Source organism: bacterium (genome assembly GCA_016708025.1).
In the GTDB taxonomy this organism is placed as follows: Bacteria; Zixibacteria; MSB-5A5; order GN15; family FEB-12; genus FEB-12.
In genome coordinates, this window is the sequence record JADJGQ010000001.1 from 211,723 (window position 1) to 231,021 (window position 19,299).

At 53.8% G+C, this 19,299-nt stretch carries 19 protein-coding genes and 1 pseudogene; 17 read left to right on the plus strand and 3 right to left on the minus strand.

The genetic code is table 11. The features are described 5' to 3' along the window. Window positions 1-51 precede the first annotated feature (51 nt). The 14 genes and pseudogenes from IPH75_00905 to IPH75_00970 all read left to right on the plus strand — a co-directional run bounded on the left by IPH75_00905 (window position 52) and on the right by IPH75_00970 (window position 13,090). Window positions 52-153: pseudogene (locus tag IPH75_00905) on the plus strand (prepilin-type N-terminal cleavage/methylation domain-containing protein). Between the two features lie 649 nt (window positions 154-802). Beyond that, on the plus strand, window positions 803-1,225 hold the full coding sequence (locus IPH75_00910) for a type II secretion system protein (GenBank protein MBK7140620.1): 423 nt from the start codon (window positions 803-805) through the stop codon (window positions 1,223-1,225). A gap of 202 nt (window positions 1,226-1,427) precedes the next feature. After that, window positions 1,428-1,808, plus strand: coding sequence for a hypothetical protein (locus IPH75_00915; GenBank protein ID MBK7140621.1), 381 nt, complete (start codon window positions 1,428-1,430; stop codon window positions 1,806-1,808). Between the two features lie 34 nt (window positions 1,809-1,842). Then, window positions 1,843-2,835 carry a DNA polymerase III subunit delta gene (gene holA / locus IPH75_00920; GenBank protein ID MBK7140622.1) on the plus strand — a complete coding sequence of 331 codons (993 nt, stop codon included), beginning with the start codon at window positions 1,843-1,845 and terminating at the stop codon, window positions 2,833-2,835. Further along, on the plus strand, window positions 2,835-3,491 hold the full coding sequence (locus tag IPH75_00925; GenBank protein ID MBK7140623.1) for a sigma-70 family RNA polymerase sigma factor: 657 nt from the start codon (window positions 2,835-2,837) through the stop codon (window positions 3,489-3,491). The genes holA and IPH75_00925 overlap by 1 nt, the downstream gene beginning before the upstream one ends. Window positions 3,492-3,521: 30 nt before the next feature. Further along, on the plus strand, window positions 3,522-4,673 hold the full coding sequence (locus tag IPH75_00930; protein MBK7140624.1) for a zf-HC2 domain-containing protein: 1,152 nt from the start codon (window positions 3,522-3,524) through the stop codon (window positions 4,671-4,673). A 58-nt stretch (window positions 4,674-4,731) separates the two neighbouring features. Next, window positions 4,732-5,208 carry a PspC domain-containing protein gene (locus IPH75_00935; protein MBK7140625.1) on the plus strand — a complete coding sequence of 159 codons (477 nt, stop codon included), beginning with the start codon at window positions 4,732-4,734 and terminating at the stop codon, window positions 5,206-5,208. Then, a complete protein-coding gene (locus IPH75_00940; GenBank protein MBK7140626.1) occupies window positions 5,205-6,104 on the plus strand; it encodes a hypothetical protein in 900 nt (299 codons plus the stop codon). Before IPH75_00935 ends, IPH75_00940 begins: the two co-directional genes overlap by 4 nt. A 137-nt stretch (window positions 6,105-6,241) precedes the next feature. Then, entirely contained in the window at window positions 6,242-7,006 is a 765-nt protein-coding gene (locus tag IPH75_00945; protein ID MBK7140627.1) for a basic amino acid ABC transporter substrate-binding protein, read from the plus strand. A gap of 114 nt (window positions 7,007-7,120) precedes the next feature. Further along, the gene (locus IPH75_00950) at window positions 7,121-7,816 is read left to right on the plus strand and encodes a (d)CMP kinase (protein MBK7140628.1); all 696 of its coding nucleotides are present in this window, start codon (window positions 7,121-7,123) and stop codon (window positions 7,814-7,816) included. Further along, complete coding sequence (locus IPH75_00955; GenBank protein ID MBK7140629.1) at window positions 7,813-8,442, plus strand: 1-acyl-sn-glycerol-3-phosphate acyltransferase; 630 nt, start codon at window positions 7,813-7,815, stop codon at window positions 8,440-8,442. Before IPH75_00950 ends, IPH75_00955 begins: the two co-directional genes overlap by 4 nt. Before the next feature lie 172 nt (window positions 8,443-8,614). Further along, window positions 8,615-10,636, plus strand: coding sequence for a 30S ribosomal protein S1 (gene rpsA / locus IPH75_00960; GenBank protein ID MBK7140630.1), 2,022 nt, complete (start codon window positions 8,615-8,617; stop codon window positions 10,634-10,636). A gap of 581 nt (window positions 10,637-11,217) precedes the next feature. Next, on the plus strand, window positions 11,218-11,607 hold the full coding sequence (locus tag IPH75_00965) for a hypothetical protein (protein MBK7140631.1): 390 nt from the start codon (window positions 11,218-11,220) through the stop codon (window positions 11,605-11,607). 49 nt (window positions 11,608-11,656) lie between these two features. Next, window positions 11,657-13,090, plus strand: coding sequence for a hypothetical protein (locus IPH75_00970; GenBank protein MBK7140632.1), 1,434 nt, complete (start codon window positions 11,657-11,659; stop codon window positions 13,088-13,090). An 83-nt stretch (window positions 13,091-13,173) separates the two neighbouring features. Here the strand turns inward: IPH75_00970 and IPH75_00975 are convergent, their stop codons facing one another. Continuing rightward, window positions 13,174-13,629 carry a hypothetical protein gene (locus tag IPH75_00975; protein MBK7140633.1) on the minus strand — a complete coding sequence of 152 codons (456 nt, stop codon included), beginning with the start codon at window positions 13,627-13,629 and terminating at the stop codon, window positions 13,174-13,176. A 41-nt stretch (window positions 13,630-13,670) separates the two neighbouring features. Beyond that, entirely contained in the window at window positions 13,671-14,585 is a 915-nt protein-coding gene (locus tag IPH75_00980; protein MBK7140634.1) for a DUF4350 domain-containing protein, read from the minus strand. A gap of 166 nt (window positions 14,586-14,751) precedes the next feature. Here IPH75_00980 and mtaB point away from each other — a divergent pair, with 166 nt between their 5' ends. Further along, window positions 14,752-16,059 (plus strand): tRNA (N(6)-L-threonylcarbamoyladenosine(37)-C(2))-methylthiotransferase MtaB, encoded by a 1,308-nt coding sequence (gene mtaB / locus IPH75_00985; GenBank protein MBK7140635.1) that lies wholly within the window; start codon window positions 14,752-14,754, stop codon window positions 16,057-16,059. Window positions 16,060-16,073: 14 nt separating this feature from the next. Here mtaB and IPH75_00990 read toward each other — a convergent pair whose 3' ends face one another. Continuing rightward, window positions 16,074-16,967 carry a hypothetical protein gene (locus tag IPH75_00990; GenBank protein ID MBK7140636.1) on the minus strand — a complete coding sequence of 298 codons (894 nt, stop codon included), beginning with the start codon at window positions 16,965-16,967 and terminating at the stop codon, window positions 16,074-16,076. Window positions 16,968-17,129: 162 nt separating this feature from the next. On the opposite strand from IPH75_00990, the gene IPH75_00995 reads away from it, so the two are divergent. Next, window positions 17,130-18,515, plus strand: coding sequence for a bifunctional UDP-3-O-[3-hydroxymyristoyl] N-acetylglucosamine deacetylase/3-hydroxyacyl-ACP dehydratase (locus tag IPH75_00995; GenBank protein MBK7140637.1), 1,386 nt, complete (start codon window positions 17,130-17,132; stop codon window positions 18,513-18,515). Further along, window positions 18,512-19,285, plus strand: coding sequence for an acyl-ACP--UDP-N-acetylglucosamine O-acyltransferase (lpxA, locus tag IPH75_01000; protein ID MBK7140638.1), 774 nt, complete (start codon window positions 18,512-18,514; stop codon window positions 19,283-19,285). Before IPH75_00995 ends, lpxA begins: the two co-directional genes overlap by 4 nt. Window positions 19,286-19,299: the final 14 nt, after the last annotated feature.

Here is a 19,299-nt window from a genome sequence, read left to right on the forward strand (position 1 = left end):
CGAGTTAGTTTGGTCATGAATACGAAACGTCCCTGTTTACGAGGTGAAAATATGAGTCGCGTAAAGAGACAAGATAACGGCTTCACGCTTATTGAGTTGATGATAGTTGTGGTCATCATCGGCATCCTGGCCGCCCTGGCGATCCCCCGCTTCACCAAGGCCGGAGTGAAGTCCAAGCAGTCCGAGGCGAAGTTGATCCTGAAGCAGATCTATGTTAATCAACACGCCTATCGCCAGCAGTCTGCGCCGGCTACCTATTTCCAGCCCGCAGGTGCCGCGTCTGCCGCTGCGACAACGGTCCTTCACCCGATCTGGGTCGATGTCATGACCTCTGCGAAATACACCTATACGGTGGCCGCCAACGCGACTACGTTCACTTGCACCGCGACTGCGAATCTTGATGACGACGGTACGGTCGATACCTGGACGATCGACCAGGATGGATTATTGACCAACACCGTCGACGATGTCAATACCTGAGACTGTTCGGTTCCAGCATGACGAAGGGCGCCTCTGGCGCCCTTTTTCATTTCCTGAAATCGATGCTGATCTGTCGCAATCCGCCATTGCAATTTGCAAAATGCAATGGCGAAATGCGGCGCGGTTTGAGGTGGATGGGCCGGAACCCACAAAAACCACCGGAAAGTACTTCCCGTAGGCGAGTATTGTAATGCGAGGCAACGAGTTGGAAATGAATCGGGTTGTTCAAAATCCGCCAGCCGAAAAGGCACACGCTTTGCGATATACAGGGCTGTAAGGAATGAACTTGGAAACCACCAACTGACTCTTATCTGGAGGTACTATGTTCTCACGGTTTCACAATCGCAAGGGTTTCACCCTCATCGAGTTGATGATCGTTGTGGTCATCATTGGTATCTTGGCCGCTTTGGCTATTCCGCGCTTTATGAAGTCTACCACGAAGGCGAAACAGTCTGAAGCGAAGCAGATCCTGAAGCAGATCTACACTATGCAGCACACCTATCGCCAGGCTAACAACAGCTACGGCGACAACGGTCTCACTTCTGTGGCCGGTGCGGTGTTCACCTTCCCGCAGATCGGTGTCGACATTCAGTCGAGCGCCGTCTATGGCTACGGCATCGTGGCCGGTGCTGGCACCTTCACGGCGACCGCTACCGCCAACATCGATGACGACGCGACGAACGACGTTTGGACCATCACCGAAGCCGGTGTTTTGGCCAACACGACCGACGACGTGATTGCCTAAGCAAACACGATCTGAATCGTAAGTCTCTTGAAAGGGCGCCCCGTCGCGGGGCGCTCTTTCTTTTCGCTCGGTCAGGCAAGTTATTGCAGCCTGATTCACTATGGGCGACCAACCTCACAAGCTAATTCCTTGTCCGATAACGTGCCTCTTCTTCCAAACGTGCCATTTTCGGTAAGGCACACCAATTGCCCTCTCTACAGGCATGGAATGTTACTTTGGCGCTTGCCCGTTACCCGAAGAAAACCAGCTCGGCAAAGGTGCTATCGTGGTTTTTAATATCCCCAAAGTCGGGATTCGTTTTAAGGCCCCATTTGATGGCGTCGATGGAAACCATTGCGATCTGGCGTCACTTCTCGCGTTGCTTGAATTCATTGATTCAAATCAGAAATATTTCAGCAACCATACCTACCAGATTTTCGGTAACAATCTGACGCTGATCAATCAGTTGAATGGTCGGGAGCAATGTTCCGAAATGCTCAAGCCGCTGTTGGAACGTGCCCACGAGTACCGCTCCAAGTATCACTTTTCGCTCGACTGGGTTCCGGCCAACGAGAACCCTGCGCTCGAATCGCTTTTAGATTGACCCTTCTCCGCGCCGGTGATACCTTACCGGCGTCATGACCCCCACGAGACTTCTGGCAGATATTCAGGCGGGCAAATTTTCGCCGGCATATTATTTTTATGGGACCGAGGACCATCGCATGATGGAGGCCCAGAAATATCTCGCCGGTCAGTTCCTACCCAATCGACAACTAGCCACTAATTATCGACGGATCGACGGCAAGCGAACTTCTGCCGCGGACCTGATCGGCAACCTCTCCGTCTACCCGATGCTGGGTGAACGCCAGGTCTTTGTGGTCACCGATATTCAGCAATACAAGAAGGAAGATCTGGCCCGCATCGCCAAACTCCTGACTCCGCCCGATCCGAATCGCGTGGTCGTTTTCATAACTCCTGCCGCGAAAAAGCCCAAAAAAGATGCGTCCATCTTCAAAGTCCTGTCGCCGCTGGTCGCCTCGGTTGAATTCAACAAGCTGACTCAGGATGAAACCGCGAATCAGATCGTCGGCAAGCTGGCCAAGGCGAGTCTCAAGATCGATGCCAAAGCGCTGAAACTTCTGACAGAGATGATCGCCGGAGATCATGGCGCGCTCAGCGCCGAGATCAACAAGCTGGCGAATTACAAGCAAGCAGGGGAGACGATCACAGAGGCAGATGTTCGGACCATGACCTCCGGCTATCAGGTCTTCCAGATGTGGGATATCGGTAACCATATCACCGCCGGCAACGGAACCCAGGTCCTGACCTCATTGCGCACCATGATGGCCGAGGGGAACTCAGCCACCTCGATTCTCTACTTCATAGGCCAGCACTTCGTGTCACTTTATCTGGTGAAAAACGGAAAGCCGCTCCCCGACGCGAAACGTCAGTGGCTGGCAAATCAATATCGCACTCAGGCGCGAGGATTTTCTGCTGACCAGTTGGAGCGAATTGTCCTCCAGATCGCGGATACCGATGCTCAACTTCGACGGCTCCCGCCCCACGTCAAACCTGAGATCATTCTGGAGACGCTGGCGATGCAGTTGATCCGTCCGGAAGGGGCCAGGTAGTGGCTGACGAAACCCAGTCTGGCAATCCCCACGACGGCAGTATTCCGCCAAATCCAATGGGTGAGCGGGAAGAAACCGCGCCGGAGCTGGTAGAGAAGTCGGACGCTAAGTCCCCTGAGCGGAAACTGGTCGAAGCTGCTCAGAATGGAGATCAGAAGGCGTTCGGGCAACTTATCAGGTTGCACCAGAAGAAGTTATACCGCTATGTCTACGGCCTGGTCGGGTCGGTCGATCAGACGGAAGATATTGTCCAGGAGGCGTTTGTGCGAGCCTGGTCCGCCATCCGGACTTTCCGCCCCGATTACTCGTTTTATCCCTGGCTCTCCACCATCGCCCGGAATCTTGCCTATACGCAGGTTGCCCGCGAGGAGAAGAAGGAATCTCTCGATAAGCTGACCGAAAAGGGGTATGACCCGGCATCCGTTGAATTGGGGCCGCTGGAGCGGTTGCTCGATGACGAGTCCAAGTCGCGATTTTATAGGGCGCTTATGGCGATGCCCACGACCTATCGATCAGTCTTTGTACTGCGACACTTTGAAGATATGGATTACGTGCAGATAGCGAATTACCTTAAGATCCCACCGGGGACAGTTGACTCACGGCTCTATCGCGCACGTCAATACCTGATGAAGGAACTGAAGGATCTGCTCGAGTAGCAGAATGAGGCGTCAGACGACGGATTAGTTATGGATCACTCATATTTCCGCGACAAAGTCTCGGCCTACCATGACCGGGAATTACCTGCCCAGGAGCAAGAGATGCTCGAGCAGCATGTCGCCTCATGCCCGGAATGTCAGAAGCTGTTGGCCGATCTCGAGCGACTTGACCAACTCGTGGCCGATAAACTTGAATTGGGTGAGTCCGACTATTGGGAGCAGAACGCTCAGAAGATTGAAGAGAGACTCGGGTTCGCGCAGAAAACGGTCGTTACGCCGATCACCACGTCACGTTGGGATAAGGGATTGGTTTGGAAACTCTCTGCTGTGGCGGCTTCAGTTTCCATTCTGGTATTCATCGGGATCAACAAGGACGACATTCTCAAGGATACTGATACATTACAAAACGTCGACCCGAACCGCTTGGCTCTGCCCAAGGATACAACGGCAGCCACCTCCCTAAGAGAGCAATTGGGAATTTCCGAAGATTCAGTGTCCCCTCCGACCGGTAAAATCGCTCCGAAAGTGGAGCTCAAGAGCGTCGAGAGCAAGCCGGCCATTACAGATCAGGTGCGCACAAAAACCAAAGACAAAGAAGAAGCGCAGAGCGGTCGTGATGAAAGCGATCTCGATGACTCCAAGTCTCGGGCTGTTCCAGTCCAGCGAAGCGCGGTGATACAGAAGACAGCTCCTCCTTCGCCCCAGACTGAGAGCAAAGAGATGGAACCCGCCAAGTCTGCCGTCAGCGAAAAAATCGATATCGGTATGGATGAGTTGCGGACCAATGAGCGCGAGGTAGTCGCGACCTCCGATGGGTTCGCCGCTGGATCAAGCGGTGACCTGGCCCACTGGCGGTCAGTGCGCGATTCGATGGTAACGATAGTTGAGAAACCAAAAGAATCGATGATGAGCAAGTATGGTGTCACGAAACTGAAGACCGATGCCAGAAAGCAGGCTGCTGCTGCGTCCGCCCCGACCGCAAAAGAGGTAGCTGACTCCAGGGCACGATACCTTGAGGCATGTTACCAGATAGCCATGTTAACGGACACTCCGACTGAGTATACGGAATCAAAGGGAATTCTGGAGGCCGAGTCGAAGTCTACCGACTCGATCACTGCCTCTATTGCCAGGGACTTCCTGAACCGCCTGTCCGCCAACCGTCCGTACCCGCCCCAAAAATAGCGAACCTTTTGTCGCGCCACCTCGTAAGTATACCTAACGATAACGGAAGGAGTACGAGATGGTGAGACGACTATACCGTTCGACAACAGAGCGCTACATTGGCGGCGTCTGCGGCGGACTCGGGGAGTACTTCAATGTCGACCCAGCATTCATCCGCATTCTCTTTGTGCTTCTCACCTTTGCTTCCGGCTTTGGGCTGTTAGCCTATCTGATCCTCTGGATCTCGGTCAGGAAGCGTCCGTTGGGAGCGCCGCTCGATGAGCCGATTTCGGATCCCGCCGGTGTGCCGGTACAGCGAGACTATTCCCCCTGGAGTCGATTGCTGCCGGGCATCCTGTTGATCGCTCTTGGCGTGATCTTCTTCATCCACGAAAATGTCTATTGGTTCGATATTGAAGATGTCTGGGAGAAGTTCTGGCCGGTGACCTTGATCGCGATCGGATTGCTGCTGGTCCTCTATAAGGGACACACCAAGCGTGCATCCGCCCCTAAACATGCACCACAGACAGAACAGAACGGAGGAATTTCGGCATGACGCCAGCACGGTTTCGATGGGGTATGCTCCTGGTTCTGCTCGGTGTGATCCTGTTACTGCAGAACCTGGACGCCATTAACAATAATTTCTGGGCCGACCTGGTCCTCTACCTGCCGTTCCTCCTGATCGCTATCGGGTTGGAAAAAATCTTCACCAAAACCAAGGCCCAGTATGTCGCCTACGCGACGACAGTCTGTATTTTCGCCGGCGCCCTCTGGGTTGTTCTTTCCGGCAGTAGAGGCGGCACTGACGATAGCTTCTTCTCGGAGACCAGCTATAGTATCCCGAACGAAGGAAAGGTCTCTTCGCTTAAGGCGCAAATCGAACTCGGGCAGGGGAACCTGACCATTCGCGATGCCAGCGACCAGCTTTTCGATGGCCAGTTCCGCGAGTTTACCGTCAAACCGGAGATCAGTTATACTGCCGAAGGCGAAGAGGGTATCCTCAAATTAATCGGCAAAACCAAGCGCTGGCTGGGAGGGATTGTCCGGGTGGAGACCGATGAAGCCAACGACTGGTATCTTTCATTCTCCAACTCGCTCCCGCTTGATCTCGAGTGCAACGGTGAGGAGTCCGATGTTCATCTCAACCTGGAAACTACGCCGGTCAAGAGCGTGCGCGTCCAGGTCGATGACGGCGCCATCTATCTGAAGATCGGCGTTGCTGAGCCCAATGTGGCGGTGACAGTCACCGGAGAAAATTCTGAACTTCGTCTGCGCGTACCGGAGATGGCGGGTCTGAAAGTCACCGGACTTGAAGATGATTCCTATCTGTCGCGATTTAATCTGACCCGTCGCAATGGTTCATATATCTCTGAGGGTTTTGACACGCTGACCTATCGGATCCAGGTCGACCTGGATGACCGGCTCAGCTCATTGAATATAGATCGTTACTGATCTTTCTTTTTCTTCCTCCAGTACGGAGCCGGCTAGCGAAGGCAAGCGCGAGCTGGCTCTCGTTTTTTCTCCGCCATAAAGTGGTTGCGTCAGGGTCGCAATCGACATTCATTCCCGTTATCAGGAGAATCCAAATAATGATCGCACGTCTGACCACACTCAGTTTTATTCTTGTCGCCACGCTGGCCGGTTGCGGCGGAGATGGCTCCATCCCACAGTCGGGACGGGTCCTTCGCGTTGGTACCGATGCCACTTACCCGCCGTTTGAGACCGTCAATACCGAAACCGGCAAACCGGAAGGGTTTGATATCGATCTGATCACCGAGGTTGCGCGGCGTAACGGATGGACGACAGATTTCATTATCACCCCCTTTGATGGGATGATTCCTGGCCTGCAGGGAGAGAAGTATGATGTTGCGATCTCTTCTATCACCATTACGCCGGAGCGTGCGGCGGTGGTAGATTTCTCCAAACCGTACTACACGGCCGGCCAGGTAGTCGCCGTTCTGCTGAACAACTCATCAATTGCCGGGATCAATGACCTTACGGGCAAGCGTGTCGGCGTTCAGCTTGGAACTACCGGTGAATTGATGGCCCAAAGGACTGAAGGATTGCAGGTATTTTCGTACGATAACATCGGCGCGGCGTTTATCGATATGGCAAACGGGAATCTCGATGCGGTTCTCAACGACTACCCGACCACCCAGGCATATATCCGGTCACACGGCTCGGCCAAGACAGTGGGGGATATTCTGAGTCGCGAGCAGTACGGGATAGCCGTCCGCAAAGGAAATGATTCGCTGCTCCAGCAGATCAACACAGCGCTGGAGGCTATTCGGTCCGACAGCAGCTACATACAGCTTCACCTGAAGTGGTTTGATACGCCGCCCGCGGAGATCTGACAGACCTGATTTGGAGCGTGAACCCGGATCATACCGGTTAGTTGACTCCTACTTTTGACAGATTAGCGTCTGAGTCTACTTGACCTGATGTCTGAGGGGTCGTAGATTTGCCCCATGACAACAAAATCTCTTCCGAAAAATTGCGTGATCGCCCTCGATGGCCCGGCTGGCTCCGGAAAGTCGACCACCGCGCGCCTCCTGGCCGCACGCTTGAAGTATAACTATCTCGATACTGGCGCGATGTACCGTGCCCTGACTGTCCTGGCGCTTCGTCGCCGCATTCTTCCTTCCGATGGCCTCCTGCTCAAACGCCTTGCCGATGAAATGCATATTCGATTCGAAACCCATACCGACGTCAACCGGATTTTCGTCAATGATGAGGACCTGACCGAGCGGATCAGGACTCCCGAGATCACGCGCCATGTCTCCGAGGTCTCCGCACACCGCGGCGTCCGCGAGGCGATGGTCGCCAAGCAGCAGGAACTGGGGAGAAATGGGAATATTGTCGCCGAGGGTCGCGACACCACCACAGTCGTTTTTCCCGATGCACATCTCAAGATCTATCTTGATGCCTCTCTGGAATGCCGCGCCCAACGAAGATTGCTTGATCTGGTGAAGATGGGGATTGAGACCAGTCTCGAGGAACAAGAGTCCGATCTCCGCCGTCGCGACAATTTCGATTCCGGACGACAGCACTCGCCGCTCCGTCGGGCCGAAGACGCCCATATGATCGACACCACTATCCTGACGATCGAGGAACAGGTGGATCGGATAGTCGCGCTGCTCAAAGCGGCCGCCAAAGCGAAATGAAGATCCTTTATTATCTCGGTTGGTTGGTCACCCGGATCATCAGCAAGCTGGTCTTTCGGATGCGTGTCTCCGGTCGTGAGCACTTCCCGAAATCCGGCGGCTTTATTCTCGCCACCAATCATATCTCATATTACGACCCACCGCTGGTTGGTTCATGGGCAACCCGTCAGGTCTATTTCTTCGCCAAACAGGAGCTTTTCAAGAATAAGCTGTTCGGCTGGGTCATCCGCCAGACCAACGCACTTCCCGTCAAACGGGGTGCGATTGATCGCCAGGCCCTGGAAATGTCGCTCGAGGTCATCGCCAAAGGGTATGGTTTGACAATCTTCCCTGAAGGTACCCGCTCCAAGATTGAGGGTTTTCTTGACCCAAAGCCCGGTGTCGGTATGCTGGCGATCAAGGCCGGTTGCCCGATAGTCCCTGGCTATCTTCATGGCTCCAATAAGCTTAAGGACTGTTTTTGGGGGAGAAATAGACTCTCTATTCGGTTTGGCGAGCCGTTCTCCGCTGAGTGGATAAAGTCCAAAGAGGGGGAAGAAGATGGCTACCAGCAGATTGCGGCAGCCGTCATGGCCCGCATTGGGGAGCTGAAGGCAGCCACCCTGGCCGCCAATTCTCGCCAATAATAGACCGCCCGCGGTACAAAATCCGCTTGAATTCTCCCGATAACCTGTTATATATGAAGGCTACTTCCTAACGCTTTGGTAATCATAGTGTAGAAGGAGGACGTTTCGCTGGTTTTCCATCCGGAAAAAATCAAAACTGGCGGAGTGAATGTAAGGAGGTTCTTTTAGTTTCATGGCAGTTGCCAAACGCACAACCAAACCCGCAGAGGCCAAGACAAGCAAGCGCAAGATCACGGCCGCACGCAAAACCACCAAAACCAAAACCAAAATCACCAAGCGAGATTCCGAAGTTGCTGTGATCACAACCGCGATCACACAGGAAACGGATCTTGCCGAACGCGTTACTACAGCCCGCCGCCAACGCGTGGCGGAAAAAGCTGCTGTTCGCACCGGCCCGGTGATGCCAGCCGAACCCCAGGAAGTCGCTGCGATCAAGGTCACCGATGTGTCCGGGATCGTCTACGACAAAGCCGATTACGATGCCATGGTCGAAATGTATGACTCGACCATCAAAGACATCAAAGAGGGCGAAATCGTCCGCGGCCGAATTCTGGGCGTGACTATGAACGACGTCATCGTCGACGTCGGCTTCAAGTCTGAAGGGATCATTCCGATCCATGAATTCAACATCCCGTTGAATATCAAGGTCGGTGACCCGATCGATGTCTATCTCGAACAGATCGAAGACCAGAACGGGCAGTTGCTGCTTTCCAAACAGAAAGCCGACTTCATGCGCGTCTGGGATCGTATCCGCGAGGTACATGACTCCGGCGAGACTATCCCCGGTCGTATCGCCCGCCGCATCAAAGGTGGCGTGGTGGTCGATATCATGGGAGTCGACGCCTTCCTGCCCGGCTCGCAGATCTCTCTGCGCCAGGTGCCGGATTTTGATGCCCTGATCAACCAGACCATCGATGTCAAGATCATCAAGCTGAACAAGAGCCGCCGCAATATCGTCGTCTCCCGTCGCGTGGTGCTCGAAGAAGAGCGCGAGAAAATGCGCTCGACCCTGCTCAACGAAGTGCAGGTCGGTCAGGTCCGTCAGGGGTATGTTAAGAATATCACCGATTTCGGCGTCTTTATCGATCTCGGCGGTGTGGATGGCCTGCTGCATATCACCGATATGTCGTGGGGTCGCATCCGTCACCCCAGCGAGATGGTCTCCCTGGGCGACAAGATCGATGTCAAGATCCTGGATTTCGATGAGAAAACTTCCCGTATTTCTCTTGGCCTGAAACAGATGACCCCGTACCCGTGGGAGAATATCGAAGAGAAGTATCCGCTTGGTAAGAAAGTGACCGGCAAGGTCGTTTCCATTACCGATTACGGTGCGTTCGTCGAACTCGAAAAGGGGATCGAAGGTCTCATTCATATTTCCGAGATGTCCTGGACCCAGCATATCAAGCACCCCTCCAAGATCATGAATGTTGGAGACAAGGTTGACGCGATCGTGCTCTCCGTGGACAAAGAGAACGAAAAGATCTCCCTCGGTATCAAGCAGATGGAACCGGATCCATGGCTCACGATCGAGTACAAGTACCCGATCGGTAAGGTCGTTTCCGGCAAAGTCCGCAACCTGACCGCTTTCGGCGCCTTTGTCGAACTTGAAGAAGGGATCGATGGCCTGGTGCATATCTCCGATATGTCCTGGACCAAGCGTATCCAGCACCCCTCCGAAGTAATGAAGAAGGGTGACAAGGTCGACGTCAAGGTGCTGAAGATCGATCACGAGAACCGCCGCATTTCGCTCGGCTTCAAGCAACTGCTTGATGATCCGTGGCCCGAACTGGCGAAACGGTTTGCGATCGGTTCCGAATGCCTCGGCACGATCACCAAAGTGCTCGACCGTGGCGTCGTGGTTGATCTCGGCGACGATGTCGAAGGGTTTGTCCCGGCCGCCCAGTTGGCTGCCAAAGACCTGACTGACCCGACCGGCGTCTTCAAAGAGGGTGAACAGGTACCGTTGCAGGTGATCGAATTCGACCGGAACCAGCACAAGGTGATCCTCTCCGCCGTTGCGTATTTCAAAAAGCGCGACCGTGCGGAATTCGAGGAATACCTGGCGGCCCATCCGACCCAAAACTCCAGCGCCATGGCTGATGCCATGCCGGAAGAGTTGAAGGCTGATGCGGGCGAAGCTCCGGCGGTCGCGACTGCTGAAGCTGCGGCCGATTCCGAAGAAACCGAAGCATAAGCGAACCGGCTTGTCGATAGAAAACCCGGCTCAAAAGGCCGGGTTTTTTTGTGAGAAAAAGATATAGCAAGGATGGAATTGGCAATCTATATTGGAGCATAGTCGATCATTTCCAATTGGGAGGTTGTATCATGAAAGCTGTAGCGATCCTATTCTGCTTCCTGTTTCTATGCTCAACACTGGTTGCGACGCCGCCGCCGATCACTAACTGCCCGCCCGGAATTACAGTTCTTGGTGACTGTTGCCAACATTTTACCTTTGATTTTGCCGGCTGTTTTCGGGCTGACTATACCCTTGCATATCATCTGATGTCAGGACCCGGGTTGGTTGATACTTCAACCGGCATGTGGCAATGGCCCGATGCCACGGTGGGTGACACAGGTTCGCACACAGTCGTAATCCGCGCGTGGGAAATGAATGGTAGTGGTACTGGGGGGGCTGCGACTGCGCTAGTAGTTCAAGTGACTCCTCCACCTTCACCTGACGTAGTATCAGGTTGCGATACCGACGTACTTCTGACCAATTCACCTATTACCGCCCAAATGGCAACAGCCGTAACTTGTGATGATAACATCTGGTCCATGGCTCAGTTCAAGGGGCCCGTGACCGGCGCGACATGCACCATTGACAACTCTGGCATGATCAACTTCGCCACCACGGTCCCTGGGGCATACGAATATCGAGTGTTCGTGAGCAACGGAATGGCGACCGATTCCTGTGTCCATGCATTCATAGTCCATGGCGGTGCTGGCTGTTGTGTGGCTGGGCGAGGAAATGTTGATGGAGCCGGGGGAGTCGATCTGAGTGACCTCTCTCGACTCGTTGCCTATATGTACAGTGCCAGTACTGTCTTGCCATGCTGGGATGAAGCTAATATCACCGGTACCGGAACAATTGACCTGTCCGACCTAAGTACGCTGATCTTGTTTCTGACGGTACCTGGTTCGGTCACACTTGCGAACTGTCCATGAGCAATTTGCATCTGAAGGACAAACGCATCCTTGTTACGGGAGGATGATCATGAAGCCTGGTTTATCCCTGATCGCCGGATTATTGCTGACAATCGGTGCTGTTTCAGACGGTTTCTCGCAAGACGGTGTGGTAGAGATCGTTGATGCGTGGCCAATTGTCGCTGATTCGTTTCTCTTGGCACCAGTAAACCCTCAGGTGCTGATCAAGTTCACAAATTCCACCGGAGTTCCGATCCACACTCTTTCCACGGGCTTTAAGATCACCTCACTCCCTTCGGTGAGTGGACGAAGAGGCACGCCCCTGGTCAGACCATACTTCCATTCCCCTACCTCTAGTTTTGATGATCTGTTCGATCTGGAAGCAATATCGTTCAGTGGATCGAATTCGGCTGATATTGACACCATTGGCTTTTTTGGGCGAGCAGATTCCACCAATTCTTCCATGGGCATGTCAATCGGTTGGAGCGACACTGCGCTGGTGGTGGAACTTGGATACATTAACTACGGTCCCACGGTAGATCGTGTGTGTATCGACACTTGTTCGCTGCCTCCGAACCGACCCTGGCGCTGGGTAAACACAACCGTAACGCCACAGGCAGAGTTCACACCGTCATTTGTCGGCTTGCCATATCAGGTTTACCAGAATGGAACTGGACCAGATCGGATCGGCTCTGGGTATTGCTGGAACGTCAGGGGAGTATCACCACAGCCGCCGGCCATCTCGAATTGTCCCCCCGGAACGTCTGTCGTAGGCACGCCATGTTCTCCACTTGAATTTGATTTTGACGGACAAAGTCTAGAGGGCCTTCCTTACGGGTTCGGAATTGAGAATGGACCTGGTACCATAGACCCGAATACTGGGGTCTGGAGCTGGCCCACTGTGTCCAATGCAGACACCGGCACACATCAGCTTCGGGTGTATGCGATGGACGATGGCGGTCGGGGTCCTTCGGCTACGCTCATCGTCATCGTTAACCCTTCGCCTCTCGTTGACATCACGAGCGGCTGCAACACTGATATACTTCTCACTGGAGTACCAAGAGATGTCCAAATGGGGACCAGCAACGGTGCGTGTGATGACAATGTCTGGTCGATGACTCAAATTTATGGCTCTCCGTCAGGCGCCTATTGCACGTTAAGCAGTACTGGGCTGATCTCCTTCCAAGCGACCGATCCCGGTTTGTACGAATATCGTGTTACGGTGACCGACTACCTCGTCAGGGATTCATGCAATCACTTCTTCATTGTCCACGGTGGGCCGGGTTGCTGTTCTGGATCGAGAGGGAATGTCGATGGAGTCGGTTCGGTCGATCTGAGTGATCTTTCACGTTTGATCGCTTACATGCACAATGCCAGCACTGTACTTTCCTGCTGGGATGAAGCCAATATCACCGGTACCGGCACAATCGACTTGTCCGATCTGAGTACGCTCATTGCCTACCTGACGGTTCCGGGTTCTGTCACATTCCCCGGATGTCCGTAATATTCTCGATTCAGTTTCGAAAAAAGCAGAAGGCTCGGTCTGTTAAGATCGAGCCTTTATCTTTGAGCTTCTCTGACTGATTGTCACAACTTCTTGTAATGATGCTCCGTAAACCGCTTCCAGCCCTTTTTATTTTTCGATTCAACCGCCCAGTTGATCCCGCCCTCGTCATTCGGCCAGTAGACCATCCGCGCCAAACCGGCAGGCATTTGCGCTTCAAAACAGACTGCTTCGGGATGGATATCCGTACCATCCGCCAGCTTTCCCTCGGAGCGCTTTCCATCGGAGGTAAACGACCAGAAGGAGAGAGTGCCATCCGGTCCGGGGCCATAGACTGCCAGCTCTTTGTACGCTCCTTTGCCGAATTTCCACTCGGCTTCGAGTTGTACGTAGGTGCCGTTCAGTACGGGCGTGAAGGTGCGACTGCACTGCACTTTTCCCATGGGGCTGTCACTGGTAGCGCTCCAGGTGCCGATGAGCGGGTCGAGCGGACCAAGTTTTCCGCGCCCCTTTTTCCACAATGATGCCGATTTGGCCATGCCGATATCTCCCTGCTGAGTTGAATAAAGACTCAGACAATCTACAATATTCGGCTCAACCAGTGAATCATATTCAGCAGGAATTGACTGTTTTGTGCCGCCTCTGCCTGGTTCATGCCGACCTGACGGCGCTCCGGGCCGGCCAGTTGCGCGGTAAACATCGCCGCCTCTCCCACCATCGCGACCCGTCCCTTGCCGAATTCTCTCACCGCCGCCTGATACCACCCGGTGATATCAACTTTGGGCGTGCTGTCATTGAACTGCCAGGCGACTTGCGGCATGTATGATGCCATCCCTTGCCCGAAGATCATCAGCCCGGTCACCGACGAATCCCCGGTGAACGCTTCCCCGGTGAACGAAACAACCGAGTCAATCCGCTCCTGTTTGGATTTGCCATTAGTGATAGGGTGATCGGCCAGTGTTCCGTCCGCACGACGGAAATAGTCATTCCCGCCCGGTGAATCCGCCTTGGCGGCGAACCCATTGGAGAGGGTAAAGCCGAACTCTCGCGCCAGATCCTCTGCACATCCCGGAAAGGGCATATGGTCGGCGATCAGGAGCAGTGAACCACCCTCCTCCACCCATCCCTTTACCGCGGTGATCTCTTCAGGGGTGAATGCCGAAGGTGTCGGTAATGACCAGTCCTCCCGATTCCGTTCATTCAGCGCATTCGCAATGACGAGGATTGCCCCGCGTCTAAGCGAATCGCGATTGAACGCGCATCCCGATGCAAGTACCCGATAACCATCAATTCGAAGCAGATTCGCAAACGGCAGATAGCGACCATCGGCGGTATGGAAGTTATTGTGTGCCTGATCGATCATCACGATCGGACCAAGTTCAGGTGGGAAGGCGGGGGAGAGGGCAGTGGGCCGAAATGCCGAATCCGGCACCTGCTGTGCGAAAGCGATTTCGCAGAGTATGAGAACCAAGAGCGAGATGATTATCGAGCGCATGATTTTGCCTCATTCTTAAAGCTTCGTACCAGTTCTGTTATTAGACGTGCGAACGGGTGCAAAAGTTAACAGTTTTGTAGCACGAAACCTGTTCCGGTTCTGTGGCTTGTTTGGACTCCAAAAAGCAATCCCACTTCCGTCCATTTTTCGCTATATTCCTCCCGCTATGGCAGACCAGCAGCAAAAGACGATCGCCCTCCAGACCCTCGGATGTCGGCTCAATCAGTATGAGACCGAAAAGATGGCCGCCGAACTCTATCCGTTCGGGTTCCGTCGCGCCGAGCCGGGGGAGAAGGCCGATCTGACGATCATCAACACCTGTACCGTCACCCACCGCGCCGACTCCGACTGCCGCCAGATGGTCAAGAAAGCGGCGCGAGAGAATCCCAATGGCAAAGTGGTGGTCGCCGGCTGTTACGTCGATAACGCGCCGGAATTGATCGGCGGCATTGCCGGTGTCGATGTGCTGATCAGGAATCAGGAGAAAGAGAAGATCGCGACCATATTGCCGTCGCAACTCCCGATGCTGTTCGACCGCGAACCAGACAAAAGTTGCTCGACCAATATCACCGATTTTTACGGTCACAACCGCGCCTGGCTCAAGGTCTCCGACGGCTGCAACCAATGGTGTTCGTTCTGTATCATTCCGACTGTCCGCGGACGGCTGCGAAATCGTCCGGTGAATGATATTATCGGGGAAGTCAACTCGCTGGTTACTTCAGGCTACAATGAGATCGTGTTGACCGGGGTGCATCTTGGGCATTACAAAAATCGTCAGGTGGAACCGCAGGCGAAAAACCTCGCCGCGCTTTGCCGGATGATCCTCGACCGGACCGAGGTGAAACGGATCCGGCTTTCTTCGATCGAACCGCAGACGGTGCGTGAAGATCTGGTGGAGGTCTATCGGGAATCTCCTGGCAGAATCTGCCGACATATGCATATTCCGTTACAGTCAGGTTCTTCGCGTATTCTCAAGTTGATGCAGCGACCGTACGACCAGAATGTCTATATCAAGCGCGTCACCGCCGTCAAAGAGGCACAGCCAAACACCATTGTTGGTGCAGATGTCATTGTTGGATTTCCCGGCGAGACCGATGCTGATTTCGCGCAGACGCGCCGTCTGGCTGAGTCGGATCTGATCGATTACCTGCATGTATTCAGCTACTCTGACCGGCCGGGGACGATTGCTTCGGGAATGACCGATAAGGTAGCACCCGAGAAGATCAAGGAACGAAACGCGATTCTCTCAGAGATATCTGAGCGAAACCGGGCGCGGGCGCACCAACGTCAGATCGGTCAACGCCTCGAAGTCATCGCCGAACACAAACGACCCAACGACCAGCACTACTTTGGTGTTGCGGACAACTTCATCAAAGTGAAATTGCCAATGTCACTGGATGGGGGGAAGCGGCTGATCCCAATTCAGGTGACCGCCGCATTTGAAGAATTTGTCGATGGCGAACTGCTCGCCTGACCTTCTAACTTCGCCTACTTCCAGTCATCTTCACTATAATCACCATCATTCCCGAAGGGGATGGCGAGATTGATCCCATAACTGTAATCTGAAATCTCGTTCAGGTCATCATCGAGATTATACCGGAACTCAAATCCCGGCTCCACGACCGGCGTTTTGACGCGCAGGGTTGCGCCGCAGAAGTTAATGAATCGGTCGGTGAAGTCCTCGACATCCTGCGTCAAGATCATTTGGCCGCCAAAAAACAGCCCGCCCTGCACCTCATTCATTGTGAAACCAAGGAATGAGGAGTATGAAGCGAAAAGTTCAGCATCGCCTTCATTTGGGACAGCAGTGATCGTTCCCAGCGTCACCTGAGCCTCCAGCGGCGACTGGTCGTTTGCCTCACGCCATCCCAGATCCAGTCTGATCGTGTAGACTTTGGGGATAAATGCTTCAAACCTGTCGAAGGCACCGAAATATCCCATGAGGAGCGGTGCATCTTTTTCTTCACTTGCCACCGGGAATCGAACCGAGGTGCGTACGAATAACGATCTCCCGACAATCGGCTGTTCCAGGCCGACCAGAGGATTCCCAAAAGCAAATTCATCCTCAATGTAGTAATAATCCCAGTAGCCATAGTAAATTGGTCTGCTGTCGTTAGCGTCATAGTTGGCAAAGGGGAGTTCCCAGTAGAGCATCAAGTTGTCGGCGATATTGTGACGCCCTCCCAGGAATCCAATCCCATTAAAGAAACTGTTACCACCTAGCCGGGCCGCTTGAGGCGTGAAATTGGGTTTTATGAATTCAAACGTCAGTGCCGACCCGGACTCGGGGTACCACCAGTGCGATTGCGCAAACGCACTACCGGCCGTGAACAGCACCACCAGTGTAGCCAGTATGTAACGGGAAGGAGTAAGCGAGCGCATCTGAACCCTCCAGAGTTTGTAGCCTGAGTGTGACAAGTCAAAATGGGTGGAGATATCCATTCTGTCAATCAGATTGTCTGGTCATCGCAAAGCCGACAAAAAGTACTTGAACCGCCCTGTTCGCTAGCGTATACTCTCGCAACTTGTTATACGACCGACACTATGTTTGAAAAGCAACGCACCGTTAAGACGCCAATTTCATTGTCTGGTATAGGCTTACATACCGGTAATCAATGCACCATGACTTTCCGTCCGGCCCCGCCGAACCACGGAATCGTCTTTGTTCGCATGGATCTCCCCGGAAATCCCTCGGTTATCGCCGATATTGATCACGTTGTTGATATCTCCCGTGGCACTACCTTGCAGCATGGCGAAGCGCGTGTCCATACGGTCGAGCATGTTCTGGCCGCATTCGCCGGGCTTCAGATCGATAACATGATCGTCGAACTGGATAACAATGAACCGCCGATCGGCGATGGTTCCGCCAAGCCCTATGTTGACAAACTGCTCGAGGCCGGCATTGAGAACCAGGATGCCGACAAATATTACCTCGAGATTGACGCGCCGATGTCTTACAGCGAGTCCGACCGTGGTGTTGATCTGGTCGTAGCTCCGTCGGATGACCTGCGCATTACATTCTTGATTGATTACCGTAATCCCGTACTCGGGACTCAGTACACCACTCTGCAGAATCTGGAGCAGGAGTTTGTTGAGGAGTTCGCGCCGGCCCGTACTTTCTGTTTCCTCTCCGAGGTAGAACAGCTCAAAGCCCACGGCCTGATCAAAGGTGGCGGACTCGACAACGCCATGGTGATCTATGACTCCGATCTGGGGCAGGTTGAGGTCGACCGCATCCAGAAGGCGCTGAATCTGCAGGAAAAAGCGTTTGTCGGCAAGACCGGGATCATCAACGATGTCCCGCTCCGCTTCTACAACGAACCGGTCCGTCACAAAACTCTCGACCTTTTGGGCGACCTCTTTCTGATCGGCGTGCCTTTCAAAGGACATGTTCTGGCCGCACGGTCTGGACATAAGGCGAATGTCGCACTCGCTCGAAAAATGCGTGAGTTGTACAAAAAGAAACAGATCGCCTCACGCTACCCTAGCAATGGCGTCTTTTTTGATATCCAGTCGATCCTCAAGATCATGCCGCATCGCTATCCGTTCCTCCTGATCGACCGCGTGCTCGATCTCGAACCGGACAAGCGTGTGGTGGCGCTCAAGAATGTGACGATCAATGAGCCGTTTTTCCAGGGACATTTCCCGGCTCACCCGATCATGCCCGGTGTGCTGATCCTCGAGGCGATGGCGCAGGCAGGGGGGATCCTCCTGCTCAACGCGATCGAACATCCCGAAACGAAACTAGTTTATTTTATGTCCATAGATAACGCTAAATTCCGCCGGCCGGTAACTCCGGGCGACCAGCTCCGTTTCGAACTTGACATGCTGACGTTCCGTCGCAACACCTGCAAAATGAGCGGGCATGCCTTTGTTGGAGAAACCCTGGTGGCCGAGGCCGACTTCATGGCAATGGTGATTGACCGATGACCCAAGTACACAGCTCTGCAATCGTTTCCCCCAAAGCGCAACTCGCCGACAATGTGACCGTTGGCCCGTATGCCGTGATCGAAGAAAACGTCACGATCGAATCCGGCGCGGTGATCGGTTCATCCGTCCTGCTGGCCTCCGGTGCCGTGATCGGCAAAAATGTCAAGATCTCCCATGGTGCGGTGATCGGGACAAATCCGCAGGATCTGAAATTCGGTGGCGAGGTCACCAAGGCGATCATCGGCGAAAATACCGTCGTCCGCGAATACGCGACCATCAATCGTGGCACCAAGTACCACATGCAGACGGTTGTCGGCAAAAATTGCTTTATCATGGCCTATGCGCACATTGCGCATGACTGTATTGTCGGCGACAATGTCATTATGGCTAATTCCGTCAACCTGGCCGGCCATGTTGAGATCGATGATTATGCTATTTTGGGCGGCGTGCTCCCGGTTCATCAGTTTGTTAAGATCGGTGCCCACTGCATGGTAGGCGGCGGCTTCCGTGTTCCGCAGGACATCTGCCCCTACGCGCTGGTCGGTGGTTATCCGATCAAGGTTGTCGGAATCAATTCAGTCGGACTTCGTCGACGCGGTTTTGCCCCGGAGACCATTAAGCGTCTCGAGCATACCTTCAAAATCCTCTTCTTTTCCGGCCTTAACACGACTCAGGCGATCGAACGGATCAAAGGTGAGGTCGAGAGCTGTCCCGAAGTGGAGAATGTGCTGACATTCCTGACGCGATCGAATCGCGGCATTGTGAAATAGAGCTGTCGAATAAG

What these genes read in the sequence shown, in the direction of transcription:
- IPH75_00910 (MBK7140620.1), top strand. Translation starts at nt 803, where the DNA reads ATGTTCTCACGGTTTCACAATCGCAAGGGTTTCACCCTCATCGAGTTG.
- IPH75_00915 (MBK7140621.1), top strand. Translation starts at nt 1,428, where the DNA reads ATGGAATGTTACTTTGGCGCTTGCCCGTTACCCGAAGAAAACCAGCTC.
- holA (MBK7140622.1), top strand. Translation starts at nt 1,843, where the DNA reads ATGACCCCCACGAGACTTCTGGCAGATATTCAGGCGGGCAAATTTTCG.
- IPH75_00930 (MBK7140624.1), top strand. Translation starts at nt 3,522, where the DNA reads ATGGATCACTCATATTTCCGCGACAAAGTCTCGGCCTACCATGACCGG.
- IPH75_00935 (MBK7140625.1), top strand. Translation starts at nt 4,732, where the DNA reads ATGGTGAGACGACTATACCGTTCGACAACAGAGCGCTACATTGGCGGC.
- IPH75_00940 (MBK7140626.1), top strand. Translation starts at nt 5,205, where the DNA reads ATGACGCCAGCACGGTTTCGATGGGGTATGCTCCTGGTTCTGCTCGGT.
- IPH75_00945 (MBK7140627.1), top strand. Translation starts at nt 6,242, where the DNA reads ATGATCGCACGTCTGACCACACTCAGTTTTATTCTTGTCGCCACGCTG.
- IPH75_00950 (MBK7140628.1), top strand. Translation starts at nt 7,121, where the DNA reads ATGACAACAAAATCTCTTCCGAAAAATTGCGTGATCGCCCTCGATGGC.
- IPH75_00955 (MBK7140629.1), top strand. Translation starts at nt 7,813, where the DNA reads ATGAAGATCCTTTATTATCTCGGTTGGTTGGTCACCCGGATCATCAGC.
- rpsA (MBK7140630.1), top strand. Translation starts at nt 8,615, where the DNA reads ATGGCAGTTGCCAAACGCACAACCAAACCCGCAGAGGCCAAGACAAGC.
- IPH75_00965 (MBK7140631.1), top strand. Translation starts at nt 11,218, where the DNA reads ATGGCTCAGTTCAAGGGGCCCGTGACCGGCGCGACATGCACCATTGAC.
- IPH75_00970 (MBK7140632.1), top strand. Translation starts at nt 11,657, where the DNA reads ATGAAGCCTGGTTTATCCCTGATCGCCGGATTATTGCTGACAATCGGT.
- IPH75_00975 (MBK7140633.1), bottom strand. Translation starts at nt 13,629, where the DNA reads ATGGCCAAATCGGCATCATTGTGGAAAAAGGGGCGCGGAAAACTTGGT.
- IPH75_00980 (MBK7140634.1), bottom strand. Translation starts at nt 14,585, where the DNA reads ATGCGCTCGATAATCATCTCGCTCTTGGTTCTCATACTCTGCGAAATC.
- mtaB (MBK7140635.1), top strand. Translation starts at nt 14,752, where the DNA reads ATGGCAGACCAGCAGCAAAAGACGATCGCCCTCCAGACCCTCGGATGT.
- IPH75_00990 (MBK7140636.1), bottom strand. Translation starts at nt 16,967, where the DNA reads ATGCGCTCGCTTACTCCTTCCCGTTACATACTGGCTACACTGGTGGTG.
- IPH75_00995 (MBK7140637.1), top strand. Translation starts at nt 17,130, where the DNA reads ATGTTTGAAAAGCAACGCACCGTTAAGACGCCAATTTCATTGTCTGGT.
- lpxA (MBK7140638.1), top strand. Translation starts at nt 18,512, where the DNA reads ATGACCCAAGTACACAGCTCTGCAATCGTTTCCCCCAAAGCGCAACTC.